Source organism: Streptomyces sp. WAC 06738, from assembly GCF_003945505.1.
Classification (GTDB): domain Bacteria; phylum Actinomycetota; class Actinomycetes; order Streptomycetales; family Streptomycetaceae; genus Streptomyces.
This window is the reverse complement of record NZ_CP029618.1, coordinates 2,929,160-2,951,805: the sequence shown is the minus strand read 5'-3', so window position 1 is coordinate 2,951,805 and position 22,646 is coordinate 2,929,160. Positions and strand designations below refer to the sequence as shown.

Annotated in this window: 17 protein-coding genes, 1 tRNA gene and 2 pseudogenes; 15 read left to right on the top strand and 5 right to left on the bottom strand. The window is 71.7% G+C overall.

All coding sequences use genetic code 11. The annotated features are described in order from the left end of the window. Positions 1–73: 73 nt before the first annotated feature. A complete protein-coding gene (locus DMB38_RS12390; RefSeq protein WP_125935224.1) occupies positions 74–2,779 on the top strand; it encodes a penicillin acylase family protein in 2,706 nt (901 codons plus the stop codon). A 26-nt stretch (positions 2,780–2,805) separates the two neighbouring features. Here DMB38_RS12390 and DMB38_RS12385 read toward each other — a convergent pair whose 3' ends face one another. Beyond that, positions 2,806–3,483: a 5-formyltetrahydrofolate cyclo-ligase gene (locus DMB38_RS12385; RefSeq protein WP_125935223.1), complete on the bottom strand. Its 678-nt coding sequence runs from the start codon at positions 3,481–3,483 to the stop codon at positions 2,806–2,808. A gap of 30 nt (positions 3,484–3,513) precedes the next feature. On the opposite strand from DMB38_RS12385, the gene galU reads away from it, so the two are divergent. From galU to DMB38_RS12350, 7 genes and pseudogenes are all read left to right on the top strand, one after another. Next, positions 3,514–4,422: a UTP--glucose-1-phosphate uridylyltransferase GalU gene (gene galU, locus DMB38_RS12380; RefSeq protein ID WP_164715964.1), complete on the top strand. Its 909-nt coding sequence runs from the start codon at positions 3,514–3,516 to the stop codon at positions 4,420–4,422. A gap of 149 nt (positions 4,423–4,571) precedes the next feature. Beyond that, entirely contained in the window at positions 4,572–5,918 is a 1,347-nt protein-coding gene (gene glp, locus DMB38_RS12375; protein WP_164716195.1) for a gephyrin-like molybdotransferase Glp, read from the top strand. A gap of 91 nt (positions 5,919–6,009) precedes the next feature. After that, positions 6,010–6,501 (top strand): cyclic pyranopterin monophosphate synthase MoaC, encoded by a 492-nt coding sequence (moaC, locus tag DMB38_RS12370; protein ID WP_125935220.1) that lies wholly within the window; start codon positions 6,010–6,012, stop codon positions 6,499–6,501. Beyond that, entirely contained in the window at positions 6,498–7,082 is a 585-nt protein-coding gene (locus DMB38_RS12365) for a MogA/MoaB family molybdenum cofactor biosynthesis protein (RefSeq protein WP_125935219.1), read from the top strand. The genes moaC and DMB38_RS12365 overlap by 4 nt, the downstream gene beginning before the upstream one ends. A gap of 35 nt (positions 7,083–7,117) precedes the next feature. Next, entirely contained in the window at positions 7,118–7,696 is a 579-nt protein-coding gene (locus DMB38_RS12360) for a GNAT family protein (protein WP_125935218.1), read from the top strand. 150 nt (positions 7,697–7,846) lie between these two features. Beyond that, positions 7,847–9,101 (top strand): annotated as a pseudogene (glpR, locus tag DMB38_RS12355) (gephyrin-like molybdotransferase receptor GlpR). A 74-nt stretch (positions 9,102–9,175) separates the two neighbouring features. Continuing rightward, a tRNA-Ala gene (locus tag DMB38_RS12350) sits at positions 9,176–9,249 on the top strand. A gap of 278 nt (positions 9,250–9,527) precedes the next feature. Here DMB38_RS12350 and DMB38_RS12345 read toward each other — a convergent pair. Continuing rightward, the gene (locus DMB38_RS12345; RefSeq protein WP_240662151.1) at positions 9,528–9,875 is read right to left on the bottom strand and encodes a hypothetical protein; all 348 of its coding nucleotides are present in this window, start codon (positions 9,873–9,875) and stop codon (positions 9,528–9,530) included. Between the two features lie 1,014 nt (positions 9,876–10,889). On the opposite strand from DMB38_RS12345, the gene DMB38_RS12340 reads away from it, so the two are divergent. The 4 genes from DMB38_RS12340 (at position 10,890) to DMB38_RS36070 (ending at position 16,446) form a co-directional block, all read left to right on the top strand. Next, positions 10,890–11,267 carry a hypothetical protein gene (locus DMB38_RS12340; RefSeq protein ID WP_125935217.1) on the top strand — a complete coding sequence of 126 codons (378 nt, stop codon included), beginning with the start codon at positions 10,890–10,892 and terminating at the stop codon, positions 11,265–11,267. Positions 11,268–11,389: 122 nt separating this feature from the next. Then, entirely contained in the window at positions 11,390–14,782 is a 3,393-nt protein-coding gene (locus tag DMB38_RS12335; RefSeq protein WP_125935216.1) for a S8 family serine peptidase, read from the top strand. A gap of 417 nt (positions 14,783–15,199) precedes the next feature. Further along, the gene (locus tag DMB38_RS12330) at positions 15,200–15,727 is read left to right on the top strand and encodes a SigE family RNA polymerase sigma factor (protein WP_125935215.1); all 528 of its coding nucleotides are present in this window, start codon (positions 15,200–15,202) and stop codon (positions 15,725–15,727) included. Beyond that, positions 15,724–16,446, top strand: a complete 723-nt coding sequence (locus DMB38_RS36070) for a hypothetical protein (protein ID WP_164715963.1) — start codon at positions 15,724–15,726, stop codon at positions 16,444–16,446. Before DMB38_RS12330 ends, DMB38_RS36070 begins: the two co-directional genes overlap by 4 nt. A 249-nt stretch (positions 16,447–16,695) precedes the next feature. Here DMB38_RS36070 and DMB38_RS37665 read toward each other — a convergent pair. After that, positions 16,696–16,851 (bottom strand): annotated as a pseudogene (locus tag DMB38_RS37665) (transposase); the annotation flags it as partial. Positions 16,852–17,165: 314 nt separating this feature from the next. Then, positions 17,166–17,630, bottom strand: coding sequence for a hypothetical protein (locus DMB38_RS12310; RefSeq protein WP_125935212.1), 465 nt, complete (start codon positions 17,628–17,630; stop codon positions 17,166–17,168). A 205-nt stretch (positions 17,631–17,835) separates the two neighbouring features. Here DMB38_RS12310 and DMB38_RS12305 point away from each other — a divergent pair, with 205 nt between their 5' ends. After that, positions 17,836–19,677: a sugar-binding domain-containing protein gene (locus DMB38_RS12305; RefSeq protein ID WP_125935211.1), complete on the top strand. Its 1,842-nt coding sequence runs from the start codon at positions 17,836–17,838 to the stop codon at positions 19,675–19,677. 42 nt (positions 19,678–19,719) lie between these two features. Here the strand turns inward: DMB38_RS12305 and DMB38_RS12300 are convergent, their stop codons facing one another. Further along, positions 19,720–20,748 (bottom strand): LacI family DNA-binding transcriptional regulator, encoded by a 1,029-nt coding sequence (locus DMB38_RS12300; RefSeq protein ID WP_125935210.1) that lies wholly within the window; start codon positions 20,746–20,748, stop codon positions 19,720–19,722. 138 nt (positions 20,749–20,886) lie between these two features. Between DMB38_RS12300 and DMB38_RS12295 the strand changes: the two genes are divergently transcribed. Beyond that, positions 20,887–21,909, top strand: coding sequence for a superoxide dismutase (locus DMB38_RS12295; protein WP_125935209.1), 1,023 nt, complete (start codon positions 20,887–20,889; stop codon positions 21,907–21,909). Positions 21,910–21,930: 21 nt separating this feature from the next. Further along, positions 21,931–22,590, top strand: a complete 660-nt coding sequence (locus tag DMB38_RS12290; protein WP_125935208.1) for a YdcF family protein — start codon at positions 21,931–21,933, stop codon at positions 22,588–22,590. Positions 22,591–22,646: the final 56 nt, after the last annotated feature.

Genomic DNA, 22,646 nt, shown 5'->3' with positions numbered 1-22,646 from the left:
GCCGTTCGGAGCCCCTTGACCGGGCGCCTAAGGTTGCTCCAGCAAGTGCTCCGCTGGCTCCAGAAGGACAGGCATGCCCGTCAACGAGAACGGCCGCACGGCAGGCAAGAGGCGCCGCCTCATCTTCGTCGCGATCGGGCTCGCCACCCTGCTGGTGCTGGGCGTCGGCGCCGCCGCGTTCTGGACCGTCAGCACGGTGCGCGACTCCTTCCCGCAGACCACCGGATCGCTCAAACTCCCCGGCCTGGCCTCGCCGGTCACGGTCAAGCGCGACGCCCGCGGGGTGCCGACGCTCTACGGGGACAGCGCCGAGGACCTCTTCCGCGCGCAGGGCTTCGTGCACGCGCAGGACCGCTTCTGGGAGATGGACGTCCGCCGGCACATGACGTCGGGCCGATTGTCGGAGATGTTCGGCAAGGACCAGGTCGAGACGGACGAGTTCCTGCGCACACTGGGCTGGCGGCAGGTGGCGCAGAAGGAGTACGACGAAGAGCTCTCGGGGGAGACCAAGAAGTACCTGCGGGCCTACGCCGACGGGGTCAACGCCTACCTCGCGGACCACAGCGGCTCCAGCCTGTCCGTGGAGTACGCCGCCCTGGGGTTCGTCAACGACTACGAGCCGGAGAAGTGGACCCCCGTCGACTCCGTCGCCTGGCTGAAGGCGATGGCGTGGGACCTGCGGGCCAACGTCGAGGACGAGATAGATCGCTCGCTGCTCTCCCAGCGCTTCGATGAGGGCGAGATCGCGGACCTGTACCCGCCGTACCCGTACAAGCGCAACAAGCCCATTGTGGAGGGCGGCACCGCCACCACCGACGGCTACGAGCCGCAGAGCGCCGGCGGGGCGCAGGGGGTGGAGAACACGTACAGCACCGCCTCCGAGGGCCTCAGGAGCCAGATGGGCTCGCTGGCGCAGACCATGGACGACATCCCCGCCCTCCTCGGCCCCAGCGGAAGCGGCATCGGCTCCAACTCCTGGGTGGTCTCCGGCGACCTGACCACCACGGAGAAACCCCTCCTCGCCAACGACCCGCACCTCTCGGCGCAGCTCCCCTCCGTCTGGTACCAGATGGGCCTGCAGTGCACCCGGGTCAGCGACGAGTGCCCCTACGAGGTCAGCGGCTTCTCCTTCTCCGGCATGCCCGGCGTCGTCATAGGTCACAACGCCGACATCTCCTGGGGGCTCACCAACCTCGGTGCCGACGTCGCCGACCTGTATCTGGAGAAGGTCGAGGACGACGGGTACCTGTACGACGGGAAGACGCGCGAGTTCGGCACCCGCGAGGAGCTGATCAAGGTCGCGGGCGGCGAGGACAAGCGCATCACCGTACGCACCACGCGCAACGGACCCGTGATCTCCGACCGCAGCGACGACATGGCCGAGGTGGGCAAGGAAGCCCCCGTGGGCAACTCCGCGCCCGACCGCGGCGACGGCTACGCCGTCTCGCTGCGCTGGACCGCCCTGGAGCCGTCCAGCACCATGGACGCCGTCTTCGGCATCAACAAGGCCGCGGACTTCGAGGAGTTCCGCCAGGCCGCCCGCGACTTCGCGGTCCCCTCCCAGAACCTCGTCTACGCCGACACCGACGGCAACATCGGCTACCAGGCACCCGGCAGGATCCCGCAGCGCGGCAGCGGCGACGGCAGCCTGCCCGCGCCCGGCTGGGACCCGGCGTACTCCTGGGACGGCTACATCCCCTTCGACGCGCTGCCCTGGGAGCTGAACCCCGACCGCGGCTACATCGTCACCGCCAACCAGGCCGTCGTCGACGAGAAGGACTACCCGTATCTTCTGACCACCGATCCCGGCTACGGCGCCCGCAGCCACCGCATCTCCGGCCTCATCGAGGAGAAGATCGAGGACGGCGGGAAGATCTCCCCCGACGACATGCGCACCATGCAGCTCGACAACCACAGCGAGATCGCCGAACTCCTCACCCCGCTGCTGCTGGAGATCGAGATCGACGACCCGATGGTGCGCGAGGCCCAGGACCTGCTGAAGGACTGGGACTACAGCCAGGACACCGACTCCTCCGCGGCCGCGTACTTCAACGCCGTCTGGCGCAACATCCTCAAGCTCTCCTTCGGCGACAAGATGCCCAAGGAGCTGCGCCCGGACGGCGAGTGCCTGCACGTGCCCCCCGCCAACCCGGCCGCGAACCCCGACGGGCCCGCCACCGTCCGCGAGTGCGGCGAGCGCGACGCGGACGCCGCCCAGCCGGACGGCGGCGACCGGTGGTACGAGGTCGTGCGGAGCATCCTCAAGGACGAGGACAACCGCTGGTGGAAGACCACCGGCAGCGACGGCGAGCCCCTCGACGAGAACCGCGACGAGCTGTTCGAGCACGCCATGAACGACGCCCGCTGGGAGCTCACCGCCGAGCTGGGCAAGGACATCGACACCTGGTCCTGGGGCCGGCTGCACCGGCTGATGCTCCGCAACCAGACGCTGGGCACCGAGGGCCCCGGCGTCGTGCAGTGGCTCCTCAACCGCGGCCCGTGGAACCTCAGCGGCGGCGAGGCCGCCGTGAACGCCACCGGCTGGAACGCGGCGGGCGGCTACGACGTGCAGTGGGTCCCGTCGATGCGGATGGTGGTCGACCTGGCGGACCTCGACGCCTCGGGCTGGGTGAACCTCTCCGGCGCCTCGGGGCACGCCTTCCACCCGAACTACACGGACCAGACGACGGCGTGGGCGAAGGGCGAGCTGTACGAGTGGGCGTTCTCCGACAAGGCGGTGCAGGAGGCCGCTGAGGACACGATGACGCTGTCGCCGTGAGGCGTACGGGGCCGGTGCCCCGGCGGCTACGGAGGCGGGAAGCGGTGCACCGCGGAGGGCGTCACGGCCGCGGTCACCGGGCGGTCGTGGGGCTCGGCCGGTACGTGGTCGAGGACTTCGCCGTCGTAGAGGAGCACGACGAGGGCGGGCCCGGCGGCGGACGGCGCACCGTCGGGGGGCGCGCCGGTCTCCGCGCCCGTACGCCGGGGGCTCACGCCTCCGGCACCCCCGCCGCCGGCACCCCCCGCCAGCCGCGCCAGCACCCGGTCGTACGACCCGCCGCCGCGCCCCAGCCGCAGCCCCCGGCCGTCGACGGCCAGCCCCGGCAGCAGCACCGCGTCCGCCGCCCGCACCGCCTCGGTGCCCAGCCGCGGCCCGGCCGGCTCCAGCAGCCCGCGCCCGGCGGGCCGCAGCGCGCCGGGACCGCCGTACTCCGCCCAGTCCAGGTCGTCGTCCGCCAGCAGCACCGGCAGCAGCACCGCCGTCCCGCGCGCCCGCAGTGCCTCCAGCAGTTCGCGCGTGCCCGGTTCGCGCCCCACCGACACGTACGCCGCGACCGTCCGCGCGCCCGCAAGCTCCGGCAGCTCCAGCGCCCGGCGGGCCAGCCGCCGCGCCGCGGCCTCGGCCTCACCCGGCGGCACGGCGGCCCGCGCCGCGAGTAGGGTGCGGCGCAACGCCGCCTTTCTGGCCTGGTCGCTGCCCACTTGTCCGTACCTACCCTTATGGTGCTGAACATGGATTCTTCGCGTACTCGGATCACCAAGGCTGTCATCCCGGCCGCCGGCCTCGGTACCCGCTTCCTGCCGGCGACCAAGGCGACGCCGAAAGAGATGCTGCCCGTCGTGGACAAGCCCGCGATCCAGTACGTCGTCGAGGAGGCCGTCTCGGCCGGACTCACCGACGTCCTCATGATCACCGGGCGGAACAAGCGCCCGCTCGAAGACCACTTCGACCGCAACCACGAGCTGGAAGAGGCCCTGCGCAGGAAGGGCGACGACGGGCGCCTGGCCAAGGTCGCGGAGTCCAACGACCTGGCGAACATCCACTACGTCCGTCAGGGCGACCCCCGCGGCCTGGGCCACGCCGTGCTCTGCGCCGCCGAGCACGTCGGCGACCAGCCGTTCGCCGTCCTCCTCGGCGACGACCTGATCGACCCGCGCGACCCGCTGCTGGCCCGCATGGTGCGCGCCCAGGCCGACCACGGCGGCAGCGTCATCGCGCTCATGGAGGTCGACCCGGAGCAGATCCACCTCTACGGCTGCGCGGCCGTGGAGACCACCGCGGACAGCGACGTGGTGCGCGTCACCGGCCTGATCGAGAAGCCGGCCGCCGCCGACGCGCCCAGTAACTACGCGGTCATCGGCCGCTATGTGCTCGACCCGGCGGTCTTCGACGTGCTGCGCACGACGGAGCCCGGCCGGGGGAACGAGATCCAGCTCACCGACGCCCTGCAGCGGCTGGCGACGGACGAGGCGCTCGACAGCCCGGTGCACGGCGTGGTGTTCAAGGGCCGGCGGTACGACACGGGCGACCGCGGCGACTATCTCCGGGCGATCGTCCGCCTCGCGTGCGAGCGCGAGGACCTCGGCGCCGACCTGCGCGCGTGGCTGCGGAAGTACGTCGCTGAGGAGATGGCGGATTGAGCGAGGCGGTGAAGGGGGCGACGGACGCGGGGGAGCAGGAGCCGGAGACCGGGGTGCGGGAGCCGGGGACCGGGCACGAGCAGGACGGCGCTCCACGGGCGACCGGTGACGCGGCCGGGGAGGACCGGCCGGGGCGCAGGCCCGCCGGGGTGTGGTCCGTCGACGAGCACATCGACGACATACTGCGGCAGATCCGCCCGCTGGAGCCGCTGGAGATGCAGTTGCTCGACGCCCAGGGCTGCGTCCTCGTCGAGGACGTCACCGCGGCCGTCGCCCTGCCCCCGTTCGACAACAGCTCCATGGACGGGTACGCGGTCCGCACCGTCGACGTCGAGGGCGCGAGCGACGAGTTCCCCGCCGTCCTGCGCGTCGTCGGGGACGTACCGGCGGGCGGCGGCGGCGAGTTGCCGCACGTCGGCGCCGGCGAGGCCGCCCGCATCATGACCGGCGCCCCGCTGCCGCCCGGCACCCAGGCCGTCGTCCCGGTGGAGTGGACCGACGGCGGCACGGGCCGTGGCCGGGTCGACGCCATGCGCCCGCACAGCGAGTCGCCCGCGGGCGCCGGCGGCGCGGTGCGGATCTACGAGCCCGCCGGCACCGGCCGGTACGTGCGCACACGCGGCAGCGACGTCCTCGCCGGCGACCTGGTGCTGCGCGCCGGCACCGTGCTCGGCCCGGCGCAGATCGGGCTGCTCGCCGCCATCGGCCGCGGCACGGTGCGGGTCCGCCCGCGCCCGCGGGTCGTCGTGCTCTCCACCGGCAGCGAGTTGGTGCCCCCGGGCGAGCAGCTCGCCCCGGGACGTATCCACGACTCCAACAGCTACGCGCTCACCGCCGCCGCCCGCGACGCGGGCGCCATCGCTTACCGCGTGGGCGCCGTCGCCGACGACGCCGAGACGCTCCGCGCCACCGTGGAGGACCAGCTCATCCGCGCGGACGCGCTGGTCACCAGCGGTGGCGTCAGCGTCGGGGCGTACGACGTGGTGAAGGAGGCGCTGGCCGAGCTGGACGGCGAGGCGGGCGGCGGCGTGGAGTTCCGGCGGCTGGCGATGCAGCCGGGCAAGCCGCAGGGCTTCGGCCGCATCGGCGCCGACCGCACCCCGCTCTTCGCGCTCCCGGGGAACCCGGTGAGCGCGTACATCTCCTTCGAGATGTTCGTCCGGCCGGTGATCCGCAGGCTGATGGGCGTGGAGCCGGTGCAGCGCCCGGTGGTACGGGCCCGGCTGGCCGGCAGCGAGACGCTGACCTCGCCCGCGGGCCGCCGGCAGTTCCTCCGCGGCTGGTACGAGCACGAGCCGGCGGACGGCGGCACGGACCCGGCCGGCACGGACTCCGGTGTCCCGGGCCCCGGCGGCCCCGGGGCGGTCACCCCCGTCGGCGGCTCCGGGTCCCACCTCATCGCGGCGCTGGCCCGCGCCAACGCGCTCGTCGTCGTGCCGGAGGAGACCACGGAGGTGACGCCGGGGGCGCCCGTGGACGTCGTACTCCTCGACTGAGCGGCGGGAGCCGGGAAACGCGCGGAGCCGGACCGCGGGCCGTGGAGGTAACGTGGCTCCGCGCGAATTGACCCCGGGAGCTCCTGACGCCATGAGCCAGCCAAGCCGCCTGACCCACCTCGACGACACGGGCGCCGCCCGCATGGTCGACGTCTCCGCCAAGGACGTCACGGCACGGACCGCCCGCGCCTCCGGACGCGTCCTGGTCTCGCCGCGCGTCGTCGGCCTGCTCCGCGGCACCGCGCCCGGCGAGACGCTGCCCAAGGGCGACGCCCTGGCCACCGCCCGCCTCGCCGGCATCATGGGCGCCAAACGCACCCCGGAGCTGATCCCCCTCTGCCACCCGCTGGCCCTCTCCGGCGTCACCGTCGACCTCGCCGTCGCGGACGACGCCGTGGAGATCGCGGCGACCGTGCGCACCACGGACCGTACGGGCGTCGAGATGGAGGCACTGACCGCGGTGTCGGTGGCGGCGCTCACCGTGGTCGACATGGTCAAGGCCGTCGACAAGGCGGCGGTCATCACGGACGTGCGGGTGGAGACGAAGACCGGCGGCAAGTCCGGCGACTGGAGCCGGTCGTGAGGGCCCTGGCGGTCACGGTGTCCAACCGGGCGGCCGCGGGGGTGTACGCGGACACGGGCGGCCCGCTGCTCGTCGCGGGCCTGACGGAGATGGGCTTCGCCGCGGACGGCCCGCTGGTGGTGCCGGACGGCGAGCCGGTGGAGGCGGCGCTGCGCGAGGCGGTCGCCGCCGGCTACGACGTGGTCGTCACCACCGGCGGCACCGGCGTCTCGCCGACCGACCGCACCCCGGAGATGACCGCCCGGGTGCTCGACCGCCAACTGCCGGGCGTACCCGAGGCGATCAGGGCGTACGGGTACGCGAAGGTGCCCACCGCCGCGCTCTCCCGCGGGCTCGCCGGGGTCGCGGACCGTACGGTCGTCGTGAACCTCCCGGGCTCGTCCGGGGGCGTACGCGACGGGCTCGCGGTGCTCGCGCGGCTGCTGCCGCACGCGGTCGACCAGGTGCACGGCGGCGACCACGCGCGTGCGGAGGACGGCCCGCATGGCGACGACGGCTCGCGTGCGGAGGACGGCCCGCGCGCGGAGGACGGCTCGCGCGCCGACGACGGCCGTCACAGACACCCCGGCGGTGCCCACTGAGCGCGTCCTGGCCCGCGGTGCTGTCGGAGGGACCCGTGACCCTCCGCCCCATCCGCGTGCGCGACCAGCGCGCCTGGCGGGAGATCAACCAGCGCAACCGCGACTGGCTGCGCCCCTGGGAGGCCACCCTCCCGCCCCCGCCCCCCGGCACCCCGCACACCCGCCGCCCCACGTTCCGGCAGATGGTCCGGCATCTGCGCAGCGAGGCGAGCGCCGGAAGGATGCTTCCCTTCGTCATCGAATACGAAGGCACGCTGTGCGGGCAGTTGACCGTGGCGGGTATCACATGGGGTTCGATGCGCTCCGGACACGTCGGTTACTGGATCGACCGCGATTACGCGGGCCGCGGGGTGATGCCGACGTCGGTGGCCCTCGCCGTGGACCACTGTTTCCGGACGGTGGGGCTGCACCGAATCGAGGTCTGTATCCGGCCCGAGAACATGCCGAGCCGTCGCGTGGTGGAAAAGCTGGGCTTTCGCGAGGAAGGCGTGCGCCCGCGCTACCTGCACATCGACGGGGCCTGGCGCGACCACCTGGTGTTCGTGCTGACCGCGGAGGAAGTCCCGGAGGGGCTCGTCAACCGGTGGCGCGGGCTGCGTCACTCGGAGAAATGAAACAAACATTCGATAGTGTGGGCGTAAAAAGTCAGAAGAAAAGGTCGAGATATCAGCCAGATGGTGCGACACACCGAGCCAATTGGCCCATGCGCTGTCGCCGCGGCCTCTACCGTGTAAGGCGTGAGCAGCAGCGGCCTCATCTACGCAATGATCGTCGGGGCCTGGGCCGCCTACTTGGTGCCGATGTGGCTCCGTAGGCAGGACGAGCTGAACGAAGCCCGTCCGACGGAACGCTTCAGCACCGCCATCCGGCTGCTGACCGGACGGGGTGGGGCGGACCGTAGCCAGGACCGGGACGGCGCCGATTCCGGTGCGGACGCGGACGCGGACTCGGGCTTGGTCCCGGGGCCCGTTTCCGGTTCCGGGGAGGACGCCGGGGGCGACGACGAGAGCCCGGATGCCGCACCCGCCGCAGGCGGCGTGGTGGACGTCCGGGCCGCTGCCGTGCCCGTGACCGACCCCCGCGCCGTAGCCCCGCGCCCGCGCCGTAGCCGCAAGGAGACCCCGGCGGCGCCGGTGGCGCGCCAGGGCGTGACGGCGAGGGCGGAGGAGGAGCCGGAGGCGGCTCCGGCGGGGCGTACGGACGCACAGGCAGGCGCGACCGCGGACCCCCGCGCCCCTGAGGAGAACCCCCCGCGCCGTCCGCCCGCACCCCGCAGTCCCTGCCCACTCCCGAGCGCCGGGCGCGCGCGCGGGTGCTCGCGCGCCGGAGGCGCACGCTGACGCTGCTGTTCGTGGCGCTGACGGCGGGCGCCGTGGCGGCCTCGGTGGGCGGCCCGCGCTTCCTGTGGGCGGTCGTGCTCCCGGTGGTGCTGCTCACGGCGTACGTGGTCCGCGTACGCACCCAGGAGCGCCGCCGCCGCACCTTCACCGCGGACCAGGCCCGCGGCGAAGCGGCGGCCCGCAGGCTGCGCGAGGACCGCGAAGCGGCGCCGCGCCGGCCGCAGGAGAACGCGCCCGGCAGCGGCGACGGGGACCCCCGGGACGCGGAGGCCGGCCCCGAGGACGACCCGTCCGCGACCGCCCCGTTCGACGCCCCGGCGGCGGCGTACGAGGCGGACCGCAGGGCGCTGGTGGAGCAGACCGACCACGCGGAGTGGGTGGACCAGCAACGCGAGCGGGACCGCCCGGCGGACGCCGGCTGGGACCCCGTACCGGTGCCGCTGCCCACGTACGTCACGGCCCCGGTGGCCCCCCGCGCCACCCGGGGCCTGGACTTCGACGCCCCGGACACGTGGAGCTCGGCCCGCTCCAGCACGGCGGAACCCCAGCAGCCGTACCCGGAGCCCACACCGGCCGACCCCACCCCCGAAGCGGCCCCCCACCCCGCCGCCCCACCAACCGAACCCCGCTCTTCGACCAGTACGCCGACCCACCCCGCCGCCGCGCCGCGAACGAGTAGCGCAGGCGTTCGCCCACGACGGGAACCGATTTCCTGGCCAGGGACCGGGGATGCTAAGGTTCCTTCCGTTGTGAGGGCCTGTAGCGCAGTCCGGTAGCGCACCTCGTTCGCATCGAGGGGGTCTGGGGTTCAAATCCCCACAGGTCCACTTCAGAGCCGTTCACGAGTGACCTCGTAGACGGTTCACGAGATCCCGTTTGATCGTCTCGATCAGGCGGGATCTAGCTGTTTCCGGGTTCGTCGGGAGGTCTGCGTGCCGGTGCCGCCGGGGTCTGGCGGGCGTGCATCGTGCGCTCGCCTTTTTCCGGGCATGGGGAAGCACGCCAATCGTGGTGATCGACGTGCTTCGGCGATGTGGTGTTGTTTCGCGAAAGCTCGGTCAGGCGGTGCGCGGTGGCGGCGGGCGTCCCGTCGGCACGACGTGCCTTACGTCGTGGGCGTGCATGGTGGCAGAGGGCCGCTCGCGTCGAAGTCGGCGGTGGTGAGTTCGTCCGGGCCATCGCGTTCCAGAAGCCAGGTTTCCAGGACGGTCAGGTTGGCGACCGTGAGCATGACCGCGAGGAGGAGCGCCTGGGTGACCTGGCCGGGGGCGGGCCGGTGTTTGGGGTTGCCGATGTCGAGTTTCCCGCTCTTGAAGCGTCCGTTGGCGCCTTCGTTGTGGCTGCGGATGGGCCGGTAGGTGTTGGCGTCGGTCGGCCCCTTCGGCGTCCGCGGGCACGGTGATGGAGCCCGCGCAGCACACCTTGGGCAGCGCCTCCTCAGCTTGGTGTTCAACCTCGGCCGTTCACCTGACCCGCTGATCTTGGTTCGTTCCGGGGACAGACAGGGCGGCCGTTCTTCACGCTTCGAGGTGTCGAGCAACGTCGCGTGAAGGAACGGCCGCTGGTGAAGAGTCTCACCGCTGAACAGTCTGCTGACGCCGCGTTGGGCGTCCTGTCCCACATTCGTGTCCAGCCTCTACACCCGGGCTGATGCGCTCTTCGAGCTCACCGACGCGGTGCTGTGCTCAGACGGCCTGACCGCCACCCAGCTGCGCGAGGTGGTCACCCGACTCGTGCAGGCAGGGCAGTGGCGGCCGGGCGACGCGGACATCCCCGTCGTCATGGACACCGGCTACGACGTCACCCGCCTCGCCTACGTCCTGGCCGACCGGCCCGTCGGGCTGGCCGGCCGGCTCCGCTCGGACCGCGTCATGCTCTGGGACGCCGGACCGCGTCACTCCACCCCGCGCGGCGGACAGCCGCGCAAGCACGGCGGCGTCCTCACCTTCTCCAAGCCGGACTCCTGGCACACCCCCGACCAGGCCACGACGTGCGACCCCACCCGCTACGGCGCGGCCGAAGCCCTCGCCCGGGACCGGATGCACCCCCGGTTGCGGGCAACGATGCGCGGACCGGCTCGGCGCCAAGCCCGCGCCGCCGCCGTCCCCAACGGGCCGGCCCGCAGCTGGGCCACCCGGCTCGTGGCGCTGCTGCTGGTCCTCAACCACCACCAATACCGACCGCTGACAGACGATCTCCACCGCAGACAGCGCCGACGACCAGCACGTTCAGGACGAACACGAACCACTCAAGCCGGTCGGATGGCTGCAGTCAGGGCGCGGCAGCCAGGCAGCGCAAGAAAATCCGAGGTCTGTGTCATCCAGTTTCGGTGTGGGCGGCGTTTAGGAGGGTGGAGAGGCGCCCTCCACCTTGTTCGTTCCAAGCCGACAGGAGCATCGCCCGTGACACGGATGAAGATGTATGGGGCGGCAGCGCGGTTGCGGCCGCGGGGGTGGGGGTGTCCACGATGGTCCCGACCTTCGCGGCCACCAGCACGGCTGGAGTCGCCGCCCACACCCAGACCGGGGCATCCACCTCGGCCCAGGCTTCCCAAACGGCGTCGGAGGTGTGGGTGGTGGCGCCGGGTGAGCGGGTGCAGGCAGCGCCGAAGGTGCAGCTGTGGCTCACCGAGGACGGCAAGCACTGGTCCACCCCCGACCAGCCCAACCAGTTCCGCAGTGTCGTCGACGGCAACCTGGACCTGAGCCGGCCCGGGGTGAGCTTGCAGGCCGAGCAGGTGGAGGGGCACTACTTCCTGTCTGGCTTCTGTACCACGGCAAGGGGGACGTATCCGGCGTCACGGTGGTGGGTGGGGCCTTGCCCGTCACCGGGGAAGGTTCGGTGACCGGCCGCGTGGTCCACCTGGCCGGCCAGCCCGGCTGGGGCGCCTGGTACGCCACCAGCCCCCTGCCCAGCGGCTCGCACAGCACGGGCCCCACCCCCAGGCCCACTTGAGAAAGGACACGGATGCAACCGAAACATGGGCGCTTACAGTCGATACTGGCCGGCCTGTTGGTCACCGGCCTGACCGTCTCACCCCTCACCTCATCGGTGACAGCCAACGAGTCAGCCTCGGCCATCACCCCAGCGAGCCGGCTGAGCACCCTTGGTTCGTCGAAGACAGTGACGCTGATCACCGGTGACAAGGTTGTGGTGTCAACGGGACCCTTGCATCGCCGGTCGGTGACTATCGAGCCGGCGCCCGGCCGGGAGGAGATCAGCTTCACCGAGTCTCGGACCGAGGACGGCCAGGTGAGCATCCTGCCGTCCGATGTTGTGGACCTGGTCGCCGCCGGCAAAGTGGATCGTCGGTTGTTCGACGTCAGCGGCCTCATCAAGCAGAAGTACGACGACAGTTCCAGCAAGCAACTGCCGTTGATCGTGACCTACGGCGGGGGAAAGTCACGCGAGGCCGAGGCCGGCGAGCGCATCATCGCCTCCGGCGCCAAGCTCAAGCGCGACCTGACGAGCCTGCGTGGCTCCACGGTTACGACCGCGAAGGAGAAGCTCGGGACTCTCTGGTCGGGGCTGACCGAGGGTTCGGCATCGAAGCGGACCCTCGATCCCGGTGTCGCCAAGGTCTGGCTGGATGCCCGCATACGCGCGAACCTGGCCGACAGCGTGCGGCAGGTGGGCGCGCCGAGCGCCTGGGAAGCTGGGTTCACAGGCAAAGGCGTCAAGGTAGCCGTGTTGGACACCGGCATCGACCCCGGGCATCCCGACCTAGCCGACGCTGTCGTCGCCGCGAAGGACTTCACCGACAGCGGATCACCCGCTCCCACCGATGACCTGCACGGTCACGGAACCCATGTGGCCTCGATCATCACCGGCAGCGGAGCCGCCTCCAACGGCACCTACCGCGGTGTCGCACCTGATGCGCAACTGCTCAACGGCAAGGTCCTCGACGACGGTGGCTACGGCTCCGAGTCGGGGATCATCGCCGGGATGGAATGGGCGTCCGACGAGGGCGCCCGGGTGGTCAACATGAGCCTCGGCGGCTGCCCGAGCGGCGGTACAGATCCGATGTCGCAGGCGGTGAACCGGCTGACCGAACAGTCCGGGACGCTGTTCGTGATTGCTGCGGGAAACCACCCGGGAGGTCAGCCATGTGCGGATAACGAGGAACAGGTCTCCTCACCCGCCGACGCCGACCACGCGCTGGCCGTGGGCAGCGTGACCAAAGCCGACACACTCAGTGACTTCTCCAACTACGGGCCGCGCGTCGGCGACGGCGCTGTGAAACCGGAACTCACCGCGCCCGGCGAGGGGATCATCGCGGCTCGGGCCGGCGAAACCGACCTCGGCCAGCCCGTCGACGACTCGTACACAAAACTGTCCGGGACCTCGATGGCCGCCCCCCACGCGGCAGCTACCGCAGCGATCCTGGCGCAGCAGCACCAGGATTGGGACGCCGACGAACTGCGCTCGGCAATGATGGGCAGCGCCGCCCCCCATCCCGCGCTCGGCGTGTTTCAGCAGGGCGCCGGCCGAGTCGATCTCAGCCAGGCCATCGACCAGCAGGTGCTGGCGTTCCCCGCAGTGCTGAGCATGGGAACCGCCCGGTGGCCGCACGGCGACGACCCGACGGTTACCAGCAAGGTCACCTACCGCAACACCGGCCAGAACCCGGTGACCCTCGACCTTTCCGTCAGCGGCACCGACCCCGCCGGCGACCCGGCACCAGCCGGCATGTTCGGCGTCTCACCGGCAAGGATCACCATTGCGGCAGGGGGAAGCGCTGAGGCGAGCGTGACCGCCGACAGCACCATCGACGGGCCAGACGGTCTGTACTCCGGTCAACTCACCGCCAGCACCGGGAGCACCACAGTCGTCCGGACCCCGATCGGGATCGTCAAGGAGGTCGAGTCGTACGACCTCACCATCGACACGGCCGACCGTGCCGGGAACCGCGCGGCGACACCGGTCTACCTGAGCACCGAGAACGCCGCCCTCCGTAAGATATATGTCGACGACGAACCCGTAACGCTACGCCTCCCCAAGAACGAATACGACCTGTCGGCGGCGGTGTTCACCCCGGGAGCCGAGCGAGACAGTCAGACGCTGGTGACCAGGCCGGAACTCAACCTCACCTCCGACACGACGGTGACGCTCGATGCGCGGGACGGCCTACCGGTCCGGGCCGACGTCGACAGCCCGACGGCGAAGCCGGTGGGCGTCCAGTCCATCAGGGTCGACACCCCTTGGCTCGGCCTGCGGGTCTGGGGCGGGTACGACGCCAACAACGCTGCCGACCTCTACTCGACACCGACCGAGAAGGTCGACTCCTATTCCTACCTGTTCGGATTCACCACCTCGCTGGTCGAGCCGGAGCCGCTGAAAGGCTCCGATCGGCTTCCACGCGGCTACAACCTCGACCTCACCACGCAAGGACGGATCCCCAACCCCCCGACATACCGGGTCCATGACAGTGAGCTCGCGGCCGTCCACTCCACCGTGCACGGCCAGGGCGTCGGCGAAGAGCAGACGACGTCCCTACGCGCCGATGGCTTCACCGACGACGGGTGGGGCTCCCTCACCAGCCTTGGCTACGACGTCCGAACACCCGGCAAACGGATCGACTTCTATACCGGCAGGAACGGCCTTCGGTGGGTCAACGCGCTAGAAGCCGGGACGGCCTGGGAGTACGACGCCTACGACGGGTTCGAGCACCGGTACGAGGCCGGGAAGGAGTACGACAGGCACTGGAACGCCGCTGCCATCGGCCCGATCGCCCGGCCGGTCTTCGCTTACGACCGACTCTGGGCGGCGCTCGGCGCGTTCTCCACCTCCTCACCACTGCACTTGAGCGGTGACGACGGCTCCGGAGTCACCGGAAGCACCACGCTTACCCGCAACGGTGTGCTCGTGGGCACTAACGACACGTCGGACGGCGGCTCCTTCGACGCTTCGCCGGACGAGACGGCCGAGTACATCCTGACCACGAAGTCCACCAGAGACGTCCCGTGGTCGGTGCTGGCCACCCAGGTCGAGGCGACCTGGACGTTCAAGGCGGGCCCGGTGGAGGAGTTCGAACGGCTGTCCCTGCCGAATCTGCGGATGACGGGAGCCTTCGACCTGCTGGACCAGGCACCGGCCCACCAGCCATTCCCGCTGAAAGTCAGCGTCGAGGATCCAAGCGGGGCGAAGCCGCAAGTCGAGCAGCTGAGCGTCGAGGCGTCGTTCAACGACGGCCGAACCTGGACCAAACTCAAGGTGCAGCCGGACGGCGACCGACTCCAGGTGGTCGTACCGAGGGCACCCAAGGGCGCGGCCTTCGTCTCACTACGGGCCACTGCCACCGACTCCAACGGCGCCAGCATCAAGCAGACCGTGATCCGCGCCTACGGACTGAGCCGATGATGGCCGCACCCCCCGCCTCGCCGCTCTTCGAAACCGGCCGCGTGATCCCGAAGCCGGCGCACGGAGACGGAGCAGGTATCAGGGCCTGGACGGCGCAGGATCTCCATCGGGAGCTGTGGAAGCGCGCCACTGTAGGCGAAACGGAGGCGTTCGGGTTGATCTTCGAACGGCGCTCTCGGGCGGGCCACGTCCGTGCCCCGATGTACGGATTCGCCCGCCGAACCGGTACCTACAGCCTGACAGCCACGAACCCGCAGGCCAACCACCAACCGAGACCCCTACCGAGCTGGGGCGCCGCAGGAGATACCACCGCCACCCCCGGCTCCCGCTGACCGCGTGCGACCCAAGGTGGGGCCCGGCTCTTCCGGGCCCCACCTTCCACGACCGATCGCCCATCATGGTGAGGAACGACCAGTTGTGACGGATCAGAGGCACGCCGAGTTCGCCGAGTTCGCAGCGGCGGCCTGGCCTCGTTTGGTACGCACCGCGCACATGCTCACGGGCGACTTCCACGAGGCCGAGGATTTGGTGCAGACCACACTGGCCAAGGTGTATGCCCGATGGCAGCGCGTCCCCCGCGACGAGCCCCACACCTACGTGCGCCGGGCTTTGGTCAACAACAACCTCAGCCGGATCCGCAAGAGGCGCGTGGTTCATCTGCTCATGCCGTTCCTCCCCGAGCCGGTGCACCCTGCTGCGCTCGGTGGACACGCAGAGCTTACCGAGCACCGTGCGGCCATCACGCAGGCGCTGGCGACGTTGCCGCCCCGCCAGCGGACCGTGATGGTGCTTCGCTACTTCGAGGACCTGAGCGATCAGGAGATCGCCACGGTGCTGAACTGCTCACTTGGCACGATCAAGACGCATGCCCGGCGTGGCCTTGACGCCTTGCGTGGTCATCCTGCCCTCGCATCCGACGACTTCCACTCCGGAGCCCACCGATGATCTCCCACCCCGACAGCGAGCGGCTGCGTCAACTGTTTACGGAAGCCGCCCTCGACGTCACGCCCTCCCGGCTGCCGCTGGTCGCCATCGAGGAGGCAGGCCGCACCCGGCGGCGGCGGCGCACCGCAGCGCTGACCGTTGCCGGCGGACTGCTGCTGATCCCGCTGGCTGCGACCGCCGTCCGCGTCGCCGCACCCCCTCCCCAGACCATCGCGCAGCCAGCCCCCACAGCCCCCACAGCCCCCACAGCCCCCACAGCCCCCACAGCCCCCACAGCATCGACGGCGTCGGAGGTGTGGGTGGTGGCGCCGGGTGAGCGGGTGCAGGCAGCGCCGAAGGTGCAGCTGTGGCTCACCGAGGACGGCAAGCACTGGTCCACTCCCGACCAGCCCAACCAGTTCCGCAGTGTCGTCGACGGCAATCTGGACCTGAGCCGGCCCGGGGTGAGCTTGCAGGCCGAGCAGGTGGAGGGGCGCTACTTCTTGTCCGGCCTGTACCACGGCAAGGGGGACGCAGCCAGTGTCACGGTGGTTACCGGCGACGGTTCGGTGACCGGCCGCGTGGTCCACCTGGCCGGCCAGCCCGGCTGGGGCGCCTGGTACGCCACCATCCCCCTGCCCAGCGGCTCGCACAGCACGGGCCGCGAGCCCAACTTCGTCCACAGCGTCACTGTCCGGGACGCCGCAGGCCACACCATCGCCACCCTCAGCACCCGCTGACTTGACGTTGCCGGGGATCTTGGTTGCGCCGCGAGGCGCTGTGGTTCGAGTGGCGGTGAAAGTGCGTCACCTCTGGCCTGTCGCAGCAGGTCGGTGTAGCTGGGGGCAGCCTGATCTGGGTGGTGCCGGGAGGTTAGGGCGGCGTCAGCTTGACTCTGTTGGAGATCTTGGACTTTCCGGTGCGGCAGCGTGGTCAACCGGCATGCTCGGGTGGTTCCGCCGACCGATGCAGCTGCGGTCTTCACGCTCCCGGCGGACCCGGGCGGGGGTGAGCCGGCGCGGCTCGGCGGGCCGTTCCCAGGGGCGGCAGAGGCCCTCGGCGAGAGGCCGGGCGAGGCGGAGTCGGGTGTGGGCGGCGATGATCGGCCAGGTCCACAGGCCGGCCGTGTGCGGGTCGCGGACCTTGGAGACGGCCGCGGCGCAGCCCGCCTCGTCGTCGGAGCTGCCCGGCGGGTGGCAGGAAGTGCGGGGCCCGGAGGCGGCCGCCGCCGACGGGGCGCGCGCGGTTACGGCGGGCGCGGCCGAGCCCGTCGCGATCCGGTCCGTCCGCAACGGCGGGTTCGCGACCGCCGAGGTCAACTACCCGGCGCCGCGCACCGGCGTGCTGCGCGCCCGGTCCGCCACCTCCGGTGCCTGGGAGCAGTTCTCCCTCTACGACCGCAGTCCACTCCCCGCCCCACCCGGGCGGCCGGAGGCTCGGACCGGGCCCCTTCCTCGCGTCAATCTGCACCGGGGTAGGCGGTGGTACGCCACCAGAGGCCGGGCCTGAGATGCTCGATCAGTCGTGAGTCGGTGACCACGACGTCGTAGTCGGCCCCCACGCGCACCTCCTCGCACCGGAGGAAGGCCGCGGCGGATTCGGGGGACATCTCGTCGAACGGCCCCTCGTCCTCCCAGGGAAACCCTCGGCCGCTCCGGGAGAGCCGTTCTTCGGCCTCAGCCGTGAAGGGGTAGTTGCGGGTCGCGATTCGCTCCACACTCTCGACGAAGTCCTGATCGACCCCGTCGTCCTCGTCGGCAAGGAGGTCGAGTACGGCCTCATCCTCTTCCAGGTCACGGGCGAAGAAGTTCTTGTCGGGCAGCGGCCAGTGCCATACGTCCGGGTTGAACGCGGTCACTCGCAGTTGTATGCGCCGCCGCGGCGGATCGACGGCCAGCACCCGTACCGCGTAGAGGTCAGTCACGGCGCCATTCTCGGCATCGGCACCCCGCACCGGCAAGGTCCTCCCGCGCGGGCGCCCTGCCCTGATGCCTCCCGCGATTTTAACGTTACGCGGCCGGGAGTGGCTGCTGGCTTCGGGCGTGGTTTACAACGTTGCATCTTGGTGCTGTGATGGCAGGGACCGCATCCCGTCCGATCTGACGTCCTCCCCCAGGAGACCCTTCGCCATGCCCGATTCGCACGCTCCCTCCGCCCCCGCCGGGACTCCACGGCCCGAGTACCCCCGGCCCGGCTTCGTCCGGGCGGACTGGCTCAACCTCAACGGCACCTGGCAGTTCGCCCGTGATCCCGGTGACAGCGGGTTCGAGCGGGGGCTTGCCCACAGCGAGCTGCCCGAGCGCATCGTCGTTCCGTTCTGTCCCGAGTCGGAGCTGTCCGGGATCGGGGACACCGACTTCCACCACGCCGTCTGGTACCGGCGCACCGTGCGGATACCGGAGGCGTGGGCCGGGCGGCGGGTGCTGTTGCACTTCGGGGCCGTCGACCACGACGCCACCGTGTGGGTCAACGGGCGGGAAGTCGCGCGGCACAGCGGGGGGTTCACGCCGTTCAGCGCCGATCTCGGCGGTGTCGTACGGGCCGGGGAGGAGGCCGTCGTCGTGGTGCGGGCGCGGGATGCCGCGCGGGGGCCGCAGGCGCGGGGGAAGCAGTCGACCGCGTACGACAACCACGCCTGCTTCTACACCCGTACCACCGGCATCTGGCAGACCGTCTGGCTGGAGCCCGTCGCGGACACGCACGTCCGGCGGCCCCGCATCACCCCCGACCTGGCCGCCGGCTGCTTCCACGTCGAGGTCCCCCTCGCCGGCAGCCGCACCGGCCACCGCGTCCGCGCCGAGCTGCGCGACGGGCACGGCGTCGTCACCGAGGCCGCCGTCGCCGCGGACTTCGACCTCGCGCCGCGCCTCGTCCTGCCCGTACCCGACGAGCGGCGCCGCCCCTGGTCCCCCGAGGATCCGCATCTGTACGAGCTGGCGCTGGAACTGACCGGTCCCGACGGCACCGTGATCGACCGTGCCGTCTGCACCGCCGGGCTGCGCGCCGTGACCGTCGACGGCAAGCGGATCCTGATCAACGGCAAGCCCGTCTTCCAGCGGCTCGTGCTCGACCAGGGCTACTACCCCGACGGCCTCATGACCGCCCCCGACGACGCCGCCCTCGTCCGCGACATCGAACTCTCCCTCGCCGCCGGCTTCAACGGTGCCCGCCTGCACCAGAAGGTCTTCGAGGAGCGCTTCCTCCACCACGCCGACCGCCTCGGCTACCTGGTCTGGGGCGAGTTCGGCGACTGGGGCGCCAGCACCGGCGGCCCCGTCGGCCCCGACAACCAGCAGCCCACCGCCGGCTTCGTCGCCCAGTGGCTGGAGGCCGTCGAACGCGACTACTCCCACCCCGCGCTCATCGGCTGGTGCCCGCTCAACGAGACCCGGCAGGTGCTCACCGACCGGCAGAGCGTCCTCGACGACGTCACCCGCGCCATGTTCCTCGCCACCAAGGCCGCCGACACCTCCCGGCCCGTGCTCGACGCCTCCGGTTACGCCCACCGCGTACCGGAGACCGACGTCTACGACTCGCACTGCTACGAACAGGACCCCAAGGCGTTCGGCGAGCTGATGGCCGGGCTGCGCGCGGGCACCCCCTTCGTCAACCCGCAGGACGAGGCGGCCGGGCAGACCTGGTCGCTGCCGTACGGCGGACAGCCCTACTTCTGCAGCGAGTTCGGCGGCATCTGGTGGAACCCCGAGGACGCCGCGTCCGCGGGGGAGGACCGGCTGGTGTCGTGGGGGTACGGGCAGCGGCCGCGCGACGAGGAGGCGTTCCACGAGCGGTTCGCCGGGCTGACGGGGGTGCTGCTCGGCGACCCGGACATGTTCGGCTACTGCTACACGCAGTTGACGGACGTCTTCCAGGAGCAGAACGGCATCTACCGGTTCGACCGGTCGGAGAAGCTGGACGTCGCCCGCGTACGGGCCGCGCAGCTCCGGCCGGCGGCGTTCGAGGGGGAGTAGATCCGTGCCGGGGGTGTGCGCGTCCGTGCGTACGCCCCCGGCTCACGTGCTCCGCCTGACCTCCAGCCTGTGCGCCGCGACCACCTGCCGCGCCGCCCGCCCCCCGTCCGCGATCCGGTCCAGCAGCAGCCCCAGCGCCGTCCGCGCGATCTCCGCCTTGTCCGGCGCGATCGTCGTCAGCGTCGGGTTGCTGTACCGGCCGTCGTCGATGTCGTCGATGCCGATGACCGCCACGTCCTCCGGCACCCGCAGCCCGCGCTCGTGCAGCGTGTGGATGGCGCCGAGCGCGAGGAGGTCGGTGTAGCAGAAGACCGCGTCGGGGCGGGCGCCGCGGTCCAGGGCGGCGGCCATGGCCAGGGCGCCGTCGCGGCGGTGGTACGAGGGCGTGTGGACGACGAGCGACGGGTCGTACGGCACGCCCGCGGCCTGGAGAGCCCGGCGGTAGCCCTCCGTCCGGCGGGGCGCCGTGCCGCCGCCGCGCGGCTCCTGGTGGCCGAGCGCGGCGACGCGGCGGCGGCCGCGGCCGAGCAGATACGCGGTGGCGTCGGCGGCCGCGGCGACGTTGTCGATCGCCACGTGGTCGACGCCGGTTCCGGTGATGCGCTCGCCCAGGAGCACCAGCGGGGTGCTGCCGCGACGGTTGTCGAACTCGTGCCGCTCGATGCCGAGGGGACTGAAGAGCACGCCGTCGACCGTGCCGGGGTTCATGCCGCTCAGCACGAAGCGCTCGGCTTCCAGGCGGCCCTCGGTCTGGTCGATGAGCACCGTGTAGCCGCTCTCGCGGGCGGCCTGGACGACGTGCCGGGTCAGCTCGGCGAAGTACGGGATGTCGATCTCCGGTACGGCGACGGCGATCAGGCCGGCGCGGCGCAGCCGCAGGTTGCGGGCGGAGAGGTTGGGGCGGTAGCCGAGTTGGTCGATTGCCCAGTGCACCCGTTCGCGGGTGGCCGCGCTGACGGGACGGTTGCCCGACAGCACGTTGGACACCGTCGTGGGCGACACCCGCGCCAGCGCGGCCACGTCGCGTACGCCGATGGCGCTGCGCTGGGGCGGTGCTCCGGGGGGCGGCATGGGGTCATCTTCTCAGGCAGGCGCGACGGGGGTGTGCGGGGGAACTCCGGGACGTGCACAATCCGTTGTGTCGAAAGTTCGCAGAGTTACCGAGGTGCGCACACCCCTGCCGTCCCATGCCACGGAAGGCCCGCAACCATGACTCCGAACCACCCCAGACTCTCCCGCCGCCTGCTCCTCGGCGCCGCCGCCGGCGCGACGTTCACGGCCGCGACGGCCGCCACGGCCGCCGGCGCGGGCGCGGCGTACGGCGCGAACAGGCCGTCGGGCAACACCAGGCCGAACGGTACGACCAGCCCCTACGGCACCACCGGGCCCACCGACGGCGCCTGGCCCACCGAGTTCCCGCTCCCCGACGGCTGGCTCCCCGAGGGGATCGCCATCGGCAGCCGTCCGTACGCCTACATGGGCTCCCGCGCCCACGGCGGCATTCTCCGCGCCGACCTGCGCACCGGCGCGCTCAAGGTCCTCCGCGCCGGCGCCCTCGGCGAGGCGTCCATCGGCCTGAAGCTGGACCGCGACGACCTGCTGTACGTGGCCGGTGGCGCCGGCGGCACGGCGAGTGTCATCGACTCCCGCACCGGCGCCCTGGTCGCGACCCACCGGCTGACGCCCCCGGCCGGCCACTTCGTCAACGACACCGTCCTCCTCGGCCGGGACGCCTGGTTCACCGACTCCAACGAGGCGGTTCTCCATGCCGTCCCCCGCGGCCGCCGGGGCGAGGTCCGCGCCCTCCCGCTCACCGGCGACTGGGTCCAGACCCCCCACGTCTACAACGCCAACGGCATCGTCGACACCCCAGACGGCCGCGGTGTCATCGTCGTCAACAGCATCCCCGGCCGCCTCTACCACGTCGACGTGCGGACCGGCCACGCCACGGAGATCGCGCTGCGCGGCGCGGCGGACGTCCTCAACGGCGACGGCCTGGCCCGCGTCGGCCACACGCTGTACGTGGTCCGCAACCGCGACAATCAGGTCGCGGTCTTCCGCCTCGACCGCGCGGTGCGCACCGCCACGTTGCACCACACGATCACGGACCCCCGCTTCGACGTCCCCACCACGGCGGCCCGCCACGGCAACCGCCTCTACTTGGTCAACGCCCGCTTCACCTCCCCCCAGAAACCGGACACCACCTTCAACGCGGTGGCCGTCCCCCTCTGAGGCCGTCCGCGAGGGGCACGCATGAGCGAACGCCGGCTGAGCGCGCGGGAGATCGCCGAGATCACCGCGTACGTGGACGTCTCCGCACCGCCGCCCGCCGGGCGGGCCACCGCGCATCTCGTCTTCGGCACCAACCAGTTCGGCCCGCCCGTGGAGATCGTCGCCGAGCGCCACCACCGCGGGCTGGCGCCCCTGGTCATCCTCACCGGGGGAGTGAACCGGCACGACGGCGTCGTCGAGGCCCGGGAGTTCCGCCGGCTGCTGGTGGCCCGCGGGGTGCCGGAGGAGGTCATCCGGTGTGAGGACAGGTCGGCGAACACCTGGGAGAACGTGGCGTTCTCGCTGCCGTACGTCCACGAGGCGCTGGCCGCCGGGCTGTCCGTCACCACCGTCAGCAAGTGGTACCACCGGCGCACCGTGCACATGCTGGCCACCCAGGTACCCGGCATCGGCCCCTTCTCCGCGCTGACCTGGGATCCCGCGTACGGCGGACCGGTGGTGACGCGCGATGCGTGGGCCGCCACCCCCGGTGGGCGGCGGCGCGTGCTCCGGGAGTGGGAGGAGACCGTGCGGCGGGTGGCGGACGGGAGCTTCAGCGCGGTGGCGCTCGTGGGCGGGGCGTGGCGGTCCCGCGACGGGCCGGGGGCCGGCAGAGGACGCAGCGCAGCACGTGTCGAATGAGTTCGATTCCGTACGCACCTTGACCCCCCTCCGGCGGCGCCGCATTCTGGGAGCGC